15 protein-coding genes are annotated in these 17,489 nt (G+C 47.1%); all 15 read left to right on the forward strand.

Translation table 11 applies throughout. The features are described from left to right. The first annotated feature begins 82 nt into the window (after positions 1-82). The 15 genes from M2134_RS00330 (at position 83) to M2134_RS00400 (ending at position 17,390) form a co-directional block, all read left to right on the forward strand. Positions 83-1,069, forward strand: a complete 987-nt coding sequence (locus M2134_RS00330; RefSeq protein ID WP_280749794.1) for a GSCFA domain-containing protein — start codon at positions 83-85, stop codon at positions 1,067-1,069. Between the two features lie 41 nt (positions 1,070-1,110). After that, positions 1,111-3,576 carry a bifunctional UDP-N-acetylmuramoyl-tripeptide:D-alanyl-D-alanine ligase/alanine racemase gene (locus tag M2134_RS00335; protein ID WP_280749795.1) on the forward strand — a complete coding sequence of 822 codons (2,466 nt, stop codon included), beginning with the start codon at positions 1,111-1,113 and terminating at the stop codon, positions 3,574-3,576. A gap of 113 nt (positions 3,577-3,689) precedes the next feature. Beyond that, positions 3,690-4,049: a BlaI/MecI/CopY family transcriptional regulator gene (locus M2134_RS00340; protein WP_280749796.1), complete on the forward strand. Its 360-nt coding sequence runs from the start codon at positions 3,690-3,692 to the stop codon at positions 4,047-4,049. A gap of 6 nt (positions 4,050-4,055) precedes the next feature. Then, a complete protein-coding gene (locus tag M2134_RS00345) occupies positions 4,056-5,402 on the forward strand; it encodes a M56 family metallopeptidase (RefSeq protein ID WP_280749797.1) in 1,347 nt (448 codons plus the stop codon). An 84-nt stretch (positions 5,403-5,486) separates the two neighbouring features. Beyond that, positions 5,487-6,743: a 6-bladed beta-propeller gene (locus tag M2134_RS00350; RefSeq protein ID WP_280749798.1), complete on the forward strand. Its 1,257-nt coding sequence runs from the start codon at positions 5,487-5,489 to the stop codon at positions 6,741-6,743. A gap of 531 nt (positions 6,744-7,274) precedes the next feature. Next, on the forward strand, positions 7,275-7,505 hold the full coding sequence (locus M2134_RS00355; protein WP_280749799.1) for a hypothetical protein: 231 nt from the start codon (positions 7,275-7,277) through the stop codon (positions 7,503-7,505). Positions 7,506-7,826: 321 nt separating this feature from the next. After that, positions 7,827-8,447, forward strand: a complete 621-nt coding sequence (locus M2134_RS00360) for a DUF4290 domain-containing protein (RefSeq protein ID WP_280749800.1) — start codon at positions 7,827-7,829, stop codon at positions 8,445-8,447. After that, a complete protein-coding gene (murA, locus tag M2134_RS00365) occupies positions 8,444-9,748 on the forward strand; it encodes a UDP-N-acetylglucosamine 1-carboxyvinyltransferase (RefSeq protein WP_280749801.1) in 1,305 nt (434 codons plus the stop codon). The genes M2134_RS00360 and murA overlap by 4 nt, the downstream gene beginning before the upstream one ends. Next, positions 9,745-10,272 carry a ribosome maturation factor RimM gene (rimM, locus tag M2134_RS00370; RefSeq protein ID WP_280749802.1) on the forward strand — a complete coding sequence of 176 codons (528 nt, stop codon included), beginning with the start codon at positions 9,745-9,747 and terminating at the stop codon, positions 10,270-10,272. The genes murA and rimM overlap by 4 nt, the downstream gene beginning before the upstream one ends. A gap of 89 nt (positions 10,273-10,361) precedes the next feature. Next, positions 10,362-11,183 (forward strand): M23 family metallopeptidase, encoded by an 822-nt coding sequence (locus tag M2134_RS00375; RefSeq protein WP_348525021.1) that lies wholly within the window; start codon positions 10,362-10,364, stop codon positions 11,181-11,183. Between the two features lie 3 nt (positions 11,184-11,186). After that, entirely contained in the window at positions 11,187-12,338 is a 1,152-nt protein-coding gene (locus M2134_RS00380) for a 1-deoxy-D-xylulose-5-phosphate reductoisomerase (RefSeq protein ID WP_280749804.1), read from the forward strand. An 11-nt stretch (positions 12,339-12,349) separates the two neighbouring features. Continuing rightward, positions 12,350-13,678, forward strand: a complete 1,329-nt coding sequence (gene rseP / locus M2134_RS00385; protein WP_280749805.1) for an RIP metalloprotease RseP — start codon at positions 12,350-12,352, stop codon at positions 13,676-13,678. A gap of 188 nt (positions 13,679-13,866) precedes the next feature. Continuing rightward, on the forward strand, positions 13,867-14,568 hold the full coding sequence (locus M2134_RS00390) for a succinate dehydrogenase cytochrome b subunit (protein ID WP_280749806.1): 702 nt from the start codon (positions 13,867-13,869) through the stop codon (positions 14,566-14,568). Positions 14,569-14,602: 34 nt separating this feature from the next. Next, a complete protein-coding gene (locus tag M2134_RS00395; protein ID WP_280749807.1) occupies positions 14,603-16,543 on the forward strand; it encodes a fumarate reductase/succinate dehydrogenase flavoprotein subunit in 1,941 nt (646 codons plus the stop codon). A gap of 91 nt (positions 16,544-16,634) precedes the next feature. Next, the gene (locus M2134_RS00400) at positions 16,635-17,390 is read left to right on the forward strand and encodes a succinate dehydrogenase/fumarate reductase iron-sulfur subunit (protein ID WP_280749808.1); all 756 of its coding nucleotides are present in this window, start codon (positions 16,635-16,637) and stop codon (positions 17,388-17,390) included. Positions 17,391-17,489: the final 99 nt, after the last annotated feature.

The following is a 17,489-nucleotide window of genomic DNA, read 5'->3' on the forward strand; positions in this document are numbered from 1 at the left end:
AACGCGGAAGCAGAAAGCTAAACATCAAACAATAATAGAAAACAAATGTGTAATATTGCAGTAGATTTCAAACTATGACGATATGATATATTATACACCTGTTGCTATGGGGAAGGATTCGCTGATGTTCTCGCATGCGGACAGGATTATATTGTTGGGTTCCTGCTTTACGGAGAATATCGGAAAACGATTGGAGGAGAATAAATTCCGGACAGATATCAATCCGTTCGGGATATTGTATAACCCCGCTTCTGTCGCGCAGGCGATCCGGCGATTGATCCGGCCCGAACGCTTTCGGGAAGAGGATCTCTTCCTATACGAAGGGGCCTATCATAGCTACGCGCATCATAGCCGTTTCTCTATGCCGTCGCAGACGGAGACGCTGGAAGCGATCAACCGTCGCCTGGAGGAGTCTGCCGAAAAGCTACGACATACCACCCGTCTGATAGTCACTTTCGGAACGGCTTATGCCTATCGCCTGAAAAGCAATGGGGCGATTGTTGCCAACTGCCATAAGCAACCGGCAACGCTCTTCAGCCGCGAACAATTAACGGTGGACGAGATCCTCTCTGACTGGCACGACCTCTTGCTCTCGCTTTGGGAACATAGCCCTAAGGCAAAGGTATTGTTTACGGTGAGCCCCATTCGCCACTGGAAAGATGGGGCGCACGGCAACCAACTGAGCAAAGCCACCCTGTTATTGGCAATCGATCGTTTGCAACAAGCCTATCCCGAACAGACCGATTATTTCCCGGCCTATGAGATTATGATGGACGAATTGCGCGACTACCGTTATTATGCGGACGATATGCTTCACCCCTCTTCGCTGGCCATCGAACACATCGGACAGCGATTCGAAGAGAACCGCTTCACGGATGAGACCAAACAGGCAGTATCGGAATGGCGCAAGATCCGAAAGGCCATCGAACACCGCCCTTTCCAACAAGATAGTGACGCCCACCGCCAGTTCATCCATCAAACTTTGTTAAAGATGGATGCGTTTCAAAAAAAATTCCCTTCCTTTGATATAAGTAAGGAACAATTAGAATGGATGAATAAAGAAAAGTAATTATTTATTCTTCATTCCTCATTCTTCATTCTTCATTAAAAATGGACTACACAATTCAAGAAATAGCCGCTATCTTAGGCATTAAACAAGAGAAATGGAACGACGCTTCGATCAGCATATTGCTGACCAATAGCCGCCGCCTTACCTTTCCGGAGCAAAGCCTCTTTTTTGCCATTCCTACCCGCACGAACGACGGGCATAAATACATAGAAGATCTCTATCGCCTCCGGGTGCGCAACTTTGTTGTCAGCGAGATGCTGCCTGTGTTCGACACCATGCCGGACGCCAACTTCCTATTGGTGAAAGACAGCGTGAAGGCCTTGCAGAAGCTGGCCACCCACCACCGCAAGCGGTTTCGCATCCCGGTGATCGGCATTACCGGCAGCAACGGGAAAACCATTGTCAAGGAGTTTCTCTATCAGCTGTTACACAACGAGTTTAACATTGTCCGTTCGCCGCGTAGCTACAACTCACAGATTGGGGTTCCCCTATCGGTTTGGGAAATGAACAACCGACATACGCTGGGTATTTTCGAGGCAGGCATCTCTCAGCCGGACGAGATGGAGAACCTTCGCCCCATGATCGACCCGACCATTGGCATCTTGACCAATGTAGGCGAGGCACATCAAGAGAATTTCCTTTCCGTCCGACAAAAGATCATGGAGAAACTACGCCTTTTCACTGAAGCGGAGACACTTATCTATAACGGCGATGATCCGATACTAACCGACTGCATCGAAGCCTCGTTATTATCCCATAAAGCGGTAGCCTGGAGTCGCACAAACTCGGAAGCGCCCCTGTATATCAGCTCAATAGAAAAAGGAGAAGGGGAGACGGTGATCCGCTGTACGCTATTGGGTATCGACCGAAAGATCAACATACCATTCACCGACGATGCCTCCATTGAAAACGCGATCCACTGTCTCGCGACCATGATCTATCTGAAGCCGAGCACCCTGAACGAAACCTCCCGGTTCGAGAAATTGGAGCCGGTCGATATGCGATTGAATATCAAGCAGGGCATCAACAACTGCCTGATCATTAACGATACCTATAATTCCGATATCAACTCCCTGGACATTGCGCTCGGATTCATGCAAGGGCGGCGGGTAGACCAAAACACGCCATGTACCCTTATCCTGTCCGATATCCTGCAATCGGGCACCCTACCGAAGTCGCTCTATAAGAAAGTGGCCGACCTGGTCAGACGCAAAGGGGTCGATCGCGTGATTGGCATCGGACGAGACATCTCCGAGTTCGGCCAGTTCTTTGAGATGCAAAAGGAGTTTTACCTGACGACCGACGACTTTATCCGTTCGGAAACCTATCTTACTTTCCGAAACGAGCTTATATTGATCAAAGGATCGCGGCGTTTCCATTTCGAACGGATCAGTGAACTCTTAGAGAAGAAGGTGCATGAAACGATCCTCGAAGTCAATTTGGATGCGATTATTCATAACTTCAACTACTATACCTCCCGCCTGCAACCGGGCACCAAGATGGCCTGCATGGTCAAAGCCTTTGGCTATGGCGCCGGATCATATGAGATTGCCAAGACCTTGCAGGAACAGCGTTGCGACTACCTGGCCGTGGCGGTGGCCGACGAAGGAGCCGAATTGCGCAAAGCGGGCATCTCCATTCCTATCATGGTGATGAACCCGGAGTTTAGCAGCTTCAATATGCTGTTCGACAACCAGTTGGAGCCGGAGATCTACAGCTTCCGCCTCTTGGATGCCGTGATCAAGGAGACCGAACGCCGCGGACTCACCTCCTACCCCGTTCACCTGAAGATCGACACCGGCATGCACCGCTTGGGCTTCCAACCGAAAGACATTCCGGAGATTATCCGCCGCATACGCGAGCAGGGCGGCATTATGGTGCGCTCACTCTTCTCCCATCTGGCAGGGACCGACAATAGTGCCTTGGATGAATTCACATTCGGTCAGATTCGTCAATTCGAACAGGCCGCGAAGGAACTGGAAGAGGGATTGGAACAAAAGGTAATCAAACACATCCTGAACTCCGGAGGCATCGAACGCTTTAGCGACTACCAGATGGATATGGTCCGCTTGGGCATTGGTCTGTATGGAGTCAGCGCGTCGGGGCAAAACGGCTTGCGTCCTGTCAGCACCCTCAAAACCATTATTCTGCAGATACAAGATGTGCCGGCTGGCGACTCTGTCGGATACAACCGAATGACCTATCTCAAACGCGACTCCCGCATCGCCATCCTGCCAATCGGTTATGCTGATGGACTCGACCGCCATCTGGGCAACGGCGGAGGCGAAGTGTTGATCAACGGAAAGCGTTGCCCGATTGTCGGCAATATATGCATGGACACCTGCCTGGTCGACATCACCGACATCGAAGCCGCCGAAGGCGACCCCGTCACCCTCTTCGGCAAAGGCCTCCCGGTGGAAGAGATGGCAGCCCGCCTGCAAACCATCCCTTACGAGGTACTCACCTCCATCTCCCCTCGGGTAAAAAGGGTTTATTTTAGGGAGTAATTATTTTTTTACTTTTAAATTCTGTTAAATACAGTTCTTTAACGGGTCTTTATAGTTGCATTACTGAAAAGTATAGTTATATTTGAGCAATTCAACTCAAATAAGTGATTGCTATGCGTAAATTAACAGCTAAAGAAGAGGAGATCCTGGAATATTTCTGGTCGAACGGTCCCCTGTTTGTCAAAGAGTTATTGGAACTAATCGGAGAACCCAAACCTCATTATAATACATTATCCACGATTGTTCGTGCGCTGGAAGAGAAAGGATATATCGGCTACAAAGCTTATGGGAATACCCATCAGTATTATGCCCTATTGTCGGAAAATGAATATAAACAGAAATCCCTAAAACAAGTAGTAGATAAGTATTACGACCAGTCTTATAAACGGGTGGTATCCTGCCTGATTGAAGAAGAAGAACTGACTGTTGAAGACTTACAGGATCTGATTCGGCAAATCAAAGAAAAGAGATAAAACAGTATGGAATCTTTTTTATTCTATATCCTCAAATCCAGCATTTGCCTAACAATGCTTTATATATTTTTTAAAGCATTTCTGAGCAATGACACCTTCTTCCGCCTTAACCGCTTCGTTTTGTTGGGCGGCATAATAGCCTGCCTATTGCTGCCACTGATGCAAATCGAAATTAAGGAGAGAACGGCTTTGCAGCAGCCAATATTGAAAATGGAAGAGATAATATGGGGCAATATAGAATATGAAAGCACTTCCTCTCCGGATACAAAAGCAGAAACAGCATCTGTGGGAACATACACTAAACCGCCTCAACAACAACACAAACCATTCAATGGCGTTCATCTTTTCTCTATCCTATACTTTGCTGGCGCATTTGTCTCGGTGGTAATGATCATTATATCTCTTCACCGGATGTCTGCCATTATCTATTCCGGGAGAAAGATCCCCTGGGGTAATTATTATTTGGTTATACTCGCCGGAAAGATAGCCCCCTTCAGCTGGGGGAAATATATTGTTTTGTCAGAAAACGATTATTATTCAAATCCGGAAGAGATACTTCTGCACGAAGAACAACACCTACATCGCAGACATTCCTATGATCTATTTTTCATGGAACTGATTATCCTCCTGTTCTGGTTTAACCCGGTCGTTTGGTTATTGAAAAAGGAATTGCAGGATATCCATGAATACCAGGCAGACCTGGGCGTTCTTTCCAAAGGTATCGATGCAACAAAATATCAACTATTATTAGTGAAAAAAGCTGTTGGCTCCAGTTCCTACGCTCTCGCCAACAGCTTCAATCACAGTAAAATTAAAAAACGTATTACTATGATGTTAAAAGATCAATCCAACAAATGGGCCCGGTTGAAGCCATTGCTCCTGGTTCCCTTAGGCTTTATCGCCTTACAGTCGTTTGCACGCCCTTCTAGTGTGCAGAAAGAGATAACCACTCCGGTCATAGAGACAACGGAAGAGGTGGTTACCACTACAGAAAACAAAGATAACACGATTACTCCTATTGAGCAAAAAAAGGAGACGAAACCAGAAGCGAAGCACACAAATGCACCACCTCCACCCCCTCCGATTCCTGTTGACTACTATATAGTAGACAATAAGCAGATGAGTGTTGACGAATACGAGGCATTAAATAAGATAGCAAAAAAACGATCCATGGATAAGAAGAAAATGGTGAATGCCACAGGAAAAGTGCTGACTGTTTATGCCTACTATACAAGAAATGGAGAGTTACATTCCTCGCTAGCCATTTATCTGGAGATGCCAGGTGAGCAGGAGAAAAAGGAAACTCCGCCTCCGCCCCCACCGATCTCTTCCGGGAGGAACCATAATCCGTAAAAAAACAGGGATGCCTATATCGTAAATCAACCTCATAAGAGGAGTGAATTCGAACATTCACATCATGTTAAATTGTTATATACGGTGAAATTAAAAGTATTATTTATACTCTTGCTCTTTCTTAGTTGTTCAAATGCAACTAAGAGAGAGCCTGTTTCTGAAACAGAAATATTTGTGCTTGCTCCTAATATTGATCTATCTGACATCATCACCAACCTAGATGGCGAAATGCTATTATCCGAGTGGTGTGATAGCATTACTTATGTGCCTCTGGAAACGAATTCACGAAATTTAATGCGAAGCCCTAGCTTGACGCTTACTCCCGAATATATTATGCAATACAATCATCTTTATAATTGGAATGGGGAATATTTGGCGCAAATTGGGAAAAGAGGGCAGGGGCCTTGTGAAGATCATGGATCGATCATATTATCTATGGCTTATGTTAAGAATCATTTTTATACACAAGGTCGTAAATTATTAGAATATGATGAGAATGGGGTTTGTACCGGAAAAAATTTGATTTTAGGAGGAAATAAAGAAGGGGATTATTATAGAAACTACAATCGGCTAGGCTCTATTCATGGGACAAAGAATAATTTGGTTGCTTTTAGTTTTCCTGATACTGTTTTCTTTTTTTCTACCGACTTTGAAATTGTAGGGCAATATTCAACCGGAATGCAGTGGGATAACCCGAGTTTTGCACAGAAGTTGAATTCGCCCTATCGTAAAGAGTTTACTCCTTATAATGACACACTCATTTTCTACAATTACTATACGGATACGGTCTATCATGTTGCAGAAAGCACCTTGATTCCCAAGTGGATTATCAAATTGAATGAAAAACAAAAAATATCATCAGATCTAATTTATCATTATGAAGAAATTTTTTTCAAAGACCAGTTCGAAGCACGTAGTAGCGGCAGGTTAGAAACTTCCAGAGGTGCCAAACTGTTAGATCATAGGATTTATGTTCAGGCTATTCATGAAACCGATAATCACCTATTCATTTTGGCATCAGAAATGATGTTTGCTCCAAAAGATCGTGCTCTTCCTCCTCTTTCTGCTTTTCCAGTATGTATAGACAAACGTACGGGGAATATAAGCGGAGCCAAAAAAGTGATTGATGATTTGGGAGGCTTGGATAACTTTATTCCGAGATGGGGTATTTGCAACGATATCATGGTAAACTCGATCTGGCCGTATGAACTAAAAGAGTTTATTAACGAAAAGAAAGCGGCGAATAAAGCGATAGGCCAACGCCTAATCGACCTGTCGAATATGGTAGACGAAGAAGATAATCCCATTCTTATTCTGGCGCATTTGAAAAAATCCTTCTGAATATTTCCTACGGGCAGGCAAGCGATTTTAACATCGTAAAGCAATTATGTTTAGTATGCATGACCGAGAGCCACAATAGGCCTTCGGTCATTTTAAAGTTCGACCTCTTCGAGGCCAAGGGCGGATGATTTGCTCTCGCAGCCCCATGTTCCGCTATACTTCACATGGGGTTTATCAACATGGTGCGTCTTCGACGCAAACAACATAATGAACTTCAATGGGTTTACCCACAAAATCGCCGGGTTGCAAAACGTTTGACAATTGTCGATCAATCGGTTGACAATTATCGTTCAATTGATTGACAATTGTCGTTTAATTGGTTGACAATTGTCAATCAGTGGAAAACCCGGCGATTTTTTACGCATTCGGCGCATTGTCCCCCTACTACCGGAAAGCAAATACAAGGAAAGTGGATAGAATCAAAAAAAATTCACTATATTTGTATAGTAATCAAAATCAAACAGAAAGGCGAATATTATGGTCGTTATAACATCTTCGGAATTAGAAGCTAATCAGAATAAATTCTTTGACATGGCAGAGAAAGAGCCTATTCTTGTAAAAAGAGGCAAATTTCTTTTCGAGCTGCGGAGAGTTCCACAGCCTTATGAGAATCCTAGCCCAAGTGGAGATCCCTGGTTTAATCACCCCAAAAACAGACAACTATTACAAGAGCGAATAGAAGAATATAAGAAAGGAGAAGGTAAAGGAGTTTCTCTTTCTAGCGAAGAAGACATACAGTCTTTTCTTGAAAATCTTGAGTAGAATGTATGCTATTATTCTTCAGAAAAAGGCCGAATCCGATATTGCTGAATTGAAAAATTAGAACTATCCGGATTAAGGGTATGCAGCGATTTCCACCCCGCCCCTTTCGCATCAAACTTATACACATTCTTTCTTTTACTTCAAACCTTTGTGCACCTTTGCGATACTTCGTGGTTCAAAAAAACCAGAGGTCTAACCCTTAGGGGTGTTCCAAAAGTCATCCCCCGCCTTTAGATAGTCATCTTTCTATATCTTTTAAGAATCTCGTTTGGGGCAAATCAATAATAATCTGTACATTTGTTCCCTAAAATGATTTTCGAAATGAAATACAATACAGAAGAGAAAAAGCTTGCTATGCCCGAATATGGACGTAACATTCAAAATATGGTGGACTATTGTGTCGCTATAGAAGACCGCGATGAACGGAAACGTTGCGCCGATACCATCATCAATATCATGGGGAATATGTTTCCCCACCTGCGCGATGTGAATGACTTCAAACATATTCTTTGGGATCATCTGGCGATTATGTCAGACTTCAAGCTCGATATCGACTACCCGTACGAGATTATCCGCAAAGAGGATCTGCATAGCCGGCCGCCCCGGATTCCGTATAACAATTCGCGCATCCGTTACCGCCATTACGGACGCACACTGGAATTGATGATCGACAAAGCCACCGAATTGGAGAACGGCGACGAACGGGAGCAATTGACCAAAATGCTGGCGAACCATATGAAAAAGTCGTTCTTGACATGGAACAAAGAGAGTGTCGACGACCGGAAGATATTCAAAGACCTGGATGAATTGTCGCAGAGTAAGATCGTGCTCAACGAAGAGACATACAAGCTGACGGAGAGTCGTGATATCTTGGCGCGCAACAATCAGCCATCCAACAACAATAACAACAATAAGAAAAATCACCAACGGAAAGGGAGATGAGTTCGTTTGTCATAGAAGGAGGCTACCGCCTATCGGGTGAGATCGTACCGCAAGGGGCAAAAAATGAAGCCTTGCAGGTGATTTGTGCCACGCTATTGACCGCGGGAAAGGTCACCATCAGCAATGTGCCCGACATCCTGGATGTGAATAACCTCATCCAACTGTTGCGCGATATGCAGGTAAAGGTGGAACATCCGGCTGCGGATGTCTATACCTTCCAGGCGGACGATATCGACCTGGATTACCTGAATACGGATGATTACCTACGCAAAAGCGCCTCATTGCGAGGCTCCGTGATGATTGTCGGCCCTATGGTAGCCCGCTTCGGGAAAGCATTGATACCCAAGCCGGGAGGCGATAAGATCGGACGCCGCCGCCTGGATACCCATTTTACCGGTATTCAAAAGCTGGGTGCCACATTCGATTACGATAACGAACGCCATCTGTACAAGGTGGAAGCCGACCGATTGACCGGCACCTATATGTTGTTGGACGAGGCCTCAGTAACAGGTACAGCCAATATCGTGATGGCTGCCGTCTTGGCAAAAGGAAAGACAACGATCTATAACGCTGCCTGTGAACCCTATCTGCAACAACTCTGTACGATGTTGAACCGGATGGGAGCGCGCATTTCCGGCGTGGGATCAAACCTGCTCACCATCGAAGGAGTGGAGGCATTGGATGGCACCGAGCATCGTATCCTGCCGGATATGATCGAGGTCGGCAGCTTCATCGGCATGGCCGCCATGACCGGTTCCGATATCCTGATAAAAGACACGGGCTATGACCACTTGGGCATCATCCCGGAGTCTTTTCGCCGTTTAGGCATTACAGTAGAACAGGTAGGCGATGATATCCATGTGCCTACACATGACACATACGAAATAGACACCTTCATCGACGGATCCATTATGACCATTGCCGATGCTCCCTGGCCGGGATTGACGCCCGACCTGTTGAGTGTGTTCCTGGTAGTTGCCACGCAGGCAGTGGGTAGTGTACTGATCCATCAGAAGATGTTCGAAAGCCGCCTTTTCTTTGTCGATAAGCTGATCGACATGGGGGCGCAGATTATTCTTTGCGACCCACACCGGGCGACAGTGATCGGACTGGGCAATCGGTTTCGTTTGCGCGGAGCGACCATGGTTTCGCCGGATATACGCGCGGGTATCGCTTTGTTGATCGCCGCCATGAGTGCCGATGGCACCAGTTGCATCAACAACATCGACCAGATCGACCGAGGATATCAGAATATCGACCAACGATTAAACAAAATAGGCGCCCGTATTACGAGGTTATGATAAGGCAAGAAGAGTTATTCCGTATCGGACGGTTTGCGAAACCCCACGGGGTAAAGGGAGAGATATCGCTACAAACAACCATCGAATTGTTGGATGATATCGAAGAGCCCTATCTGGTATGTGATATAGAAGGTATTTTCGTTCCGTTCTTTATCGAGGAGTACCGCTATAAGGGCAGTACGATCATATTGATCAAACTCGAAGGGGTTGATACGGAAGAGCAGGCCCGGAAGTTTATGGGACGGGAAGTGTATCTGCCTTATGAATTAGTAGACGAAGAGGAGAACCTCCTTGGTGAAATGACCTGGGATAGTTTTATTGGTTACCAAGTCAGGGATGATGAAAACAATTCGCTGGGTGTGATAACTGCGGTAGACGAAAGCACGCAAAACATCCTGTTTCATATCGAACACGACGGAAAAGAGATCCTGTTCCCTGCCGCCGAAGAGCTGATCACAGCGGTCGACCATATTGCCAAAGAGATACAGATTCACCTCCCGGAAGGATTATTGGATTTATGGTGAAGTAAGATAAAGAGATGAGAAAGAAAGATAGTACAAAGACAAATAGAACAAAGAAAAAAGGAACGTCCAGAAGCGAATTCTGGCATAAGATGCGCTTTAAGTATAAGCTCTCCTTTTTCAATGAGAGTGCTTTGGAAGAGGTATGGTCGTTCCGTATATCTATGCTGTCGGCCGTAACGATGGTACTCTTCTTTGCCGGGTTATTGATCACCCTCACTTCGATGATAATCATCCTGACGCCGATACGCAACTACCTGCCCGGATACCTCGATGTTGAGGTACGGAAGGAGATCGTTCAGAACGTATTGCGCGCCGACTCCCTGGAGCGTATGATTGCCATCCAGGCCATGTACATGGATAATATCCAGGGCATACTAACCGGCACCACAGAGATTGACTCTATTCGCAGACTGGATACGCTGGCACAGACAAACCCGGATTTTGAAATTGTCCGGGGAGAAAACGAAAAAGCCTTTATCCAGGCATTCGAAGAGGAGGAACGTTATAACCTCACCAGCTTGAATCCTAATCCGATTCCTGACGGTATTTTCTTTGTTAAGCCACTTAACGGTGTGATGTCGGCGGCCTACAACCAGGAAATCAAGCATTATGGCATCGACCTTGTCGCCTCGCTGCGGGAAAGCGTATTGTCGACCCTCGACGGCACAGTGGTCTTTACAGGATTCGACCCAAAGTTCGGCAATGTGATACAGGTGCAGCACCGGAACGGTTTCCTGTCGATATATAAGCATAACGAATTACTATTGAAAGAGATAGGAGACCAGGTGGTTGCCGGAGAAGCAATTGCTTTGGTAGGAAATACCGGCGATCTGTCGACAGGCCCTCACCTGCATTTCGAATTATGGTATCGCGGACAACCGGTCAATCCGGGCGAATACATTGCATTCTGACGCATGAAGAGACAAATAGCCATATTAGGTTCGACCGGTTCTATCGGCACGCAGGCGTTGGAGGTGATCCGCGACCATGCCGATCTGTTTGAGGTATATGCCCTGACAGCCAACAACAATGTCGATCTACTGATCAATCAGGCACGCACCTTTATGCCCGAAGTGGTGGTGATTGCCAACGAAACAAAATATCCGGAACTGAAAGAAGCCCTGGAAGATCTGCCGATCAAAGTATGGGCCGGCGCCGAGGCGATAGTACAGGTGGTGCAGATGGAACCGATCCAATTGGTATTGACCGCCATGGTAGGCTATTCGGGCTTGCGTCCCACCATCGCAGCTATTCAGGCGGGCAAAGCCATTGCCCTAGCTAACAAAGAGACGTTGGTCGTTGCCGGGGAGTTGATCACCCGCCTGGCGCAAGAGAACCAGACACCCATCCTACCGGTCGATTCGGAGCATTCCGCCATTTTCCAATGCCTGGCAGGCGAATGGGAAAACCCGGTGGCCAAGATATTCCTGACTGCCTCAGGCGGTCCTTTCCGCACGAAGACTATCGACGAACTGGCTACCGTAACCAGCCAACAGGCCTTGCGCCACCCCAACTGGACGATGGGTGCGAAGGTTACCATCGACTCGGCATCGATGATGAACAAAGGCTTCGAGATGATCGAAGCGAAATGGCTGTTTGGCCTTACGCCGGAACAGATCGAAGTGGTGGTACACCCACAATCTATTATCCACTCCATGGTGGAATTTCAGGATGGCGCCGTGATGGCTCAACTGGGTATTCCCGACATGAAACTGCCGATCGCCTACGCATTCTCCTACCCCAAACGACTAAAAGGAGTATCTCCCCGTTTGGATTTCAAACAATATAGTTCACTCACCTTTGAAGAGCCCGACACCCGTCGGTTTCGCAACCTGACATTCGCCTACGAGGCGATCCACCGTGGTGGCAATATGCCCTGCATACTGAACGCAGCCAACGAGGTGGTGGTAGCGGCGTTCCTACGCGATGAGACGGGTTTCCTGGCCATGAGTGACATCATAGAGAAAACAATGATGAAGGCAACATTTATTGAAAAGCCTTCGTATGACGACTATGTAGCAACCGATGCCGAAGCGCGCCGGTTGGCTACGGAATATATAAAGTAAACAAATTGTAAATGGAAACATTTTTGATTAAAGCGGCACAATTGATTCTCAGTTTGTCGATTTTGGTGATAGTACATGAGTTCGGGCATTTTATTTTCGCCCGTATCTATAAAGTGCGTGTAGAAAAGTTCTATCTTTTCTTCGACGCCTGGTTTGCCCTCTTCCGGTATAAACCAAAAAACAGTGAAACGGAATATGGTATCGGCTGGCTTCCGCTCGGAGGTTATTGCAAGATATCGGGTATGATCGACGAAAGCATGGACAAAGAGCAGATGGCTCAACCGCCCCAGCCTTTTGAGTTCCGCTCGAAATCAGCCGGAAAACGCTTAATGATCATGATTGCGGGGGTATTGTTCAATTTCCTCCTGGCGCTTTTCATCTACTCCATGATATTGTTTAAATGGGGAGAAACATACGTTCCGTTGGATAAAATGACCAACGGTATGTATTATAGCGAGACATTCCATAACATTGGTTTCCAGGATGGCGACGTATTGTTGATGGCCGATAGTGAGAAGTTAGACCGCTTTGGCGAAAACAGCTTCCGCAAGGTGGTGGAATCATCCAATGTCACCGTATTGCGCAACGGCGTGCAAACCGTGATCCCTATTCCGGAAGGCATGATGCAACGCATCCTCCGCGACAAGAAAGGATTTGCCGACCCCAACCGTATCCCGATGATGGTACGCGAATTAACGGGCAAGAACACCCCGGCCGCCTTGGCTGGGCTACAACCTGGCGACAGCATTGTGGCTATTAACGGCACGCTGACCCCCCTGTTTGAAGATGCCGCTAAGATATTAGAAGAATATAAAGATGCGGATATTCAGATCGACTACTACCGCAACGGGCAAGCGATGTCGACCACCGCGCACACCGACGAGAACGGCAAATTAGGCTTCTACCTGATGGCACCGGCCGATATCTACGGTACCTATACCAAAACGTACGGCTTCTTCGAATCGTTCCCGGCCGGTATCCGCCTGGGAGTGAACACCCTGAAAGGCTATGTGAGCGACATGAAGTACGTATTCACCAAAGAGGGAGCCTCCAGCCTCGGAGGATTCGGTACGATCGGTGGCCTCTTCCCTGCGCAGTGGAACTGGAAAACATTCTGGGAACGCACCGCCTTCCTATCCATCATCCTGGCCTTTATGAATATCCTGCCGATCCCGGCATTGGATGGTGGCCATGTGATGTTCCTATTATATGAAGTCATCGCCCGCCGCAAGCCAAGCGACAAATTCCTCGAATACGCGCAAATCGTAGGTATGCTACTGCTATTCGGCTTGTTGATCTACGCAAATGGTAACGATATCGTAAGGTATTTCTTCAAATAAAACCTCCCCGATACCCCCAAAGTGACACAAAACTTTGGGGGTATTTTTTATCCTTGAAAGAGCAAAAAACCATTGCCGAAAAATTTCTTTAATTTATTGCTTCCTATATGGAATTAGGCTACCTTTGCGCTTTTATTTGTGCAGTGTGAAAATCTTATAAACAATTAAATAACTTAAACTATTATCTTATGTGGTTACTTAATTCTTCTATTGGCAAGAAACTGATCATGAGTATCTCAGGTATCGTTCTTGTTCTGTTCCTCACGTTCCATGCGGCCATGAACGTAGCAGCGGTATTCTCTGAAGAGGCGTACAACATGATCTGTGCTCTTTTGGGGGCTAACTGGTATGCTGTGGCGGCAACTGTGGTGTTGGCGGGCATTGTAGCGATTCATTTTCTGTATGCGCTATTGCTCACGTTTCAAAACATGAAAGCACGCGGAAGCGACAGCTACGCCGTGAACACGCGTCAGAAAAACGTGACATGGGCATCTAAGAACATGTTTGTGTTGGGTGTGATTGTTGTGGGCTTTATGCTATTGCACTTTGCCCAGTTCTGGTACAAGATGATGTTTGCCGAGTTATTGGGCAATCATGAGGTCACCTTGGGAGCTTCTCAGGTTTCTCCGCAAGACGGAGCGGCGTTTATCAACTACTACTTCAGCCAGCTCTGGGTGGTGATTGCTTACCTGATCTGGTATGTGGCTTTGTGGTTCCACCTGACTCACGGGATTTGGAGTTCTATTCAAACAATGGGTTTGAGTAACAACATCTGGATCAAACGTTGGAAAGTAATCGGCAATATCTATGCTACGCTATTGATGGCAGCCTTTGCCTTTGTTACTATTTTCTTCTATCTGAAAAACCTTTGTGGTGGTTCTTGCTGTTAACTAAAGGTATAATCCATTTGAAAATCAAAGAAATATGACACAGATAAATTCAAAAATCCCACAAGGCCCGTTGGCTGAAAAGTGGAGTGATTATAAAGCACATCAGAAGCTGGTGAACCCGGCTAATAAACGCCGTTTGGATGTGATCGTGGTAGGAACCGGATTGGCCGGAGCCTCTGCCGCCGCATCCTTAGCAGAGATGGGATTCAATGTTCTCAATTTCTGTATCCAGGACTCTCCCCGTCGCGCGCACTCGATTGCCGCCCAGGGAGGTATCAATGCAGCTAAGAACTATCAGAACGACGGTGACTCGGTCTACCGTCTCTTTTACGATACGATCAAAGGGGGTGACTACCGTGCCCGCGAAGCCAATGTATACCGTTTGGCAGAGGTTTCCAACGCTATTATCGACCAGTGCGTAGCGCAGGGTGTTCCTTTCGCACGCGAATATGGCGGTCTGCTCGACAACCGTTCATTCGGGGGCGCGCAGGTATCACGTACCTTCTATGCCCGCGGACAGACCGGACAGCAGTTGTTGTTGGGTGCTTACTCAGCGTTGAGCCGTCAGATCGGACTGAATAAAGTAAAAATGTATACTCGTCATGAAATGGTTGACGTGGTAAAGGTCGACGGGCGTGCCCGCGGTATCATTGCCCGTAACCTGGTGACCGGGAAACTGGAACGTTTCGCAGCTCATGCCGTGGTGGTAGCCACCGGAGGATATGTAAATACCTTCTTCCTTTCTACCAACGCAATGGCTTCCAACGGTTCCGCTGCATGGCAATGTTATAAGAAAGGGGCTTACTTTGCGAATCCCTGTATGGTACAGATCCACCCGACCTGTATTCCTGTGCATGGTGAGTTCCAGTCTAAGCTGACCCTGATGTCTGAGTCGTTGCGTAACGACGGACGTATCTGGGTTCCGAAGAAAAAGGCGGATGCCGAAGCGATCCGTGCCGGCAAACTGAAACCAACACAAATCGCCGAAGAAGACCGCGACTACTACCTGGAACGCCGCTATCCGGCATTCGGTAACCTGGTGCCGCGCGACGTAGCATCACGTGCTGCGAAGGAACGTTGTGACGCCGGTTTCGGTGTGGGAGCCGGACAAGCTGTTTACCTTGACTTTGCCGAGGCTATCAACCGCCTGGGACGCTCTGTGGTAGAAGCACGTTATGGTAACCTCTTCCAGATGTATGAAAAGATTGTTGATGATAATCCATACGAAACGCCGATGATGATCTATCCGGCTCTCCACTATTCCATGGGAGGCTTGTGGGTTGATTATGAATTGATGACCAATATTCCGGGACTGTTCGCCATTGGTGAAGCCAACTTCTCCGACCACGGTGCGAACCGCCTGGGAGCATCCGCGTTGATGCAGGGATTGGCCGACGGTTACTTCGTGTTGCCGTATACGATCCAGAACTACCTGGCCGACCAGATCCAGGTGCCGCGTTTCAGCACCGATCTGCCTGAGTTCGAAGAGGCTGAATCTGCTCTGAAGGCACGTATCGACAAACTGATGAGTATCCAGGGTACATCTACCGTAGATACGATCCATCGTAAACTGGGACTTATCATGTGGGACTTCGTAGGTATGGCGCGTAATGCCGAAGGCCTGAAGGGCGCTATCGAAAGCCTGAAGAAACTGAAGAAAGAGTTCTGGAGCAATGTGCGTATTCCGGGTGAAGCCAATGACCTGAATGTGGAATTGGAAAAAGCCCTGCGCTTGGCCGACTTCCTGGAGATTGGCGAGTTGATGGCACACGATGCCTACGACCGTCAGGAATCCTGCGGTGGTCACTTCCGTGAAGAATATCAGACAGAAGAGGGCGAAGCGATGCGTCGCGACGATCAGTTCTCGTATGTATCCTGCTGGGAATATCAGGGCGAAGACAAAGACCCTGTGATGTATAAAGAGGCTTTGGATTACGAATTCGTAGTGCGTCAACAACGAAATTACAAAAATTAATGGTTAATACTTAATTGTTACTGGTTAATGAGAAAAGCCATTGGCCGGAAGCAATTAATAATTAACAATTAATAATTAACAATTAAAAGACATGGATAAAAATATAAATATCACAGTAAAGGTATGGCGTCAGAAGGGACCGCAATCGAAAGGCGCTTTTGAATCCTACCAATTGAAAGAGATTTCTCAGGGAAGTTCTTTCCTTGAAATGCTTGATATATTGAACGAGCAGTTGGTGAACGAAGGCAAAGAACCGGTGGTGTTCGACCATGACTGCCGTGAAGGTATCTGCGGTATGTGTTCGTTGTATATCGACGGGCATCCGCACGGACCGGATACAGAGATTACCACCTGCCAGCTTCATATGCGTAAGTTCGACGATGGCGCAACCATCACCATCGAGCCCTGGCGTTCGGCCGGTTTCCCGGTGATCCGCGACTTGATGGTCGACCGCTATGCGTTCGATAAGATCATGCAGGCAGGCGGTTTCGTATCGGTAAACACCGGTGGTATCCCCGATGCCAATGCCATTCCTATTCCTAAGAAAGATGCCGACCTGGCAATGGATGCGGCGGCGTGTATCGGTTGTGGTGCCTGCGTAGCTGCTTGTAAGAATGGTTCGGCTATGTTGTTCGTTTCTGCCAAGGTAAGTCAGTTGGCATTGCTTCCGCAAGGAAAGATCGAAGCGGCCCGTCGCGCGAAAGCCATGGTTTCCAAGATGGACGAACTGGGATTTGGTAACTGTACCAACACCCGTGCCTGCGAAGCTGAATGTCCAAAAGCTGTTTCTATCAGTAACATCGCTCGCCTGAACCGTGAGTTCATCAAGGCGAAGTTGAAAGACTGATATAAATATACCCTCAATTTTGCAGAAAGGCTGTCTCACGATGTGAGATGGCCTTTTTTCTTTGGGGCACAGATTACGCAGATTACACGGTTTTTATGT

The organism is Parabacteroides sp. PM6-13 (genome assembly GCF_029892605.1).
GTDB lineage: Bacteria > Bacteroidota > Bacteroidia > Bacteroidales > Tannerellaceae > QVMG01.

What these genes read in the sequence shown, in the direction of transcription:
- murA (WP_280749801.1), top strand. Translation starts at nt 8,444, where the DNA reads ATGAGTTCGTTTGTCATAGAAGGAGGCTACCGCCTATCGGGTGAGATC.
- rimM (WP_280749802.1), top strand. Translation starts at nt 9,745, where the DNA reads ATGATAAGGCAAGAAGAGTTATTCCGTATCGGACGGTTTGCGAAACCC.
- M2134_RS00345 (WP_280749797.1), top strand. Translation starts at nt 4,056, where the DNA reads ATGGAATCTTTTTTATTCTATATCCTCAAATCCAGCATTTGCCTAACA.
- M2134_RS00380 (WP_280749804.1), top strand. Translation starts at nt 11,187, where the DNA reads ATGAAGAGACAAATAGCCATATTAGGTTCGACCGGTTCTATCGGCACG.
- M2134_RS00335 (WP_280749795.1), top strand. Translation starts at nt 1,111, where the DNA reads ATGGACTACACAATTCAAGAAATAGCCGCTATCTTAGGCATTAAACAA.
- rseP (WP_280749805.1), top strand. Translation starts at nt 12,350, where the DNA reads ATGGAAACATTTTTGATTAAAGCGGCACAATTGATTCTCAGTTTGTCG.
- M2134_RS00330 (WP_280749794.1), top strand. Translation starts at nt 83, where the DNA reads ATGATATATTATACACCTGTTGCTATGGGGAAGGATTCGCTGATGTTC.
- M2134_RS00340 (WP_280749796.1), top strand. Translation starts at nt 3,690, where the DNA reads ATGCGTAAATTAACAGCTAAAGAAGAGGAGATCCTGGAATATTTCTGG.
- M2134_RS00375 (WP_348525021.1), top strand. Translation starts at nt 10,362, where the DNA reads ATGCGCTTTAAGTATAAGCTCTCCTTTTTCAATGAGAGTGCTTTGGAA.
- M2134_RS00395 (WP_280749807.1), top strand. Translation starts at nt 14,603, where the DNA reads ATGACACAGATAAATTCAAAAATCCCACAAGGCCCGTTGGCTGAAAAG.
- M2134_RS00360 (WP_280749800.1), top strand. Translation starts at nt 7,827, where the DNA reads ATGAAATACAATACAGAAGAGAAAAAGCTTGCTATGCCCGAATATGGA.
- M2134_RS00400 (WP_280749808.1), top strand. Translation starts at nt 16,635, where the DNA reads ATGGATAAAAATATAAATATCACAGTAAAGGTATGGCGTCAGAAGGGA.
- M2134_RS00390 (WP_280749806.1), top strand. Translation starts at nt 13,867, where the DNA reads ATGTGGTTACTTAATTCTTCTATTGGCAAGAAACTGATCATGAGTATC.
- M2134_RS00355 (WP_280749799.1), top strand. Translation starts at nt 7,275, where the DNA reads ATGGCAGAGAAAGAGCCTATTCTTGTAAAAAGAGGCAAATTTCTTTTC.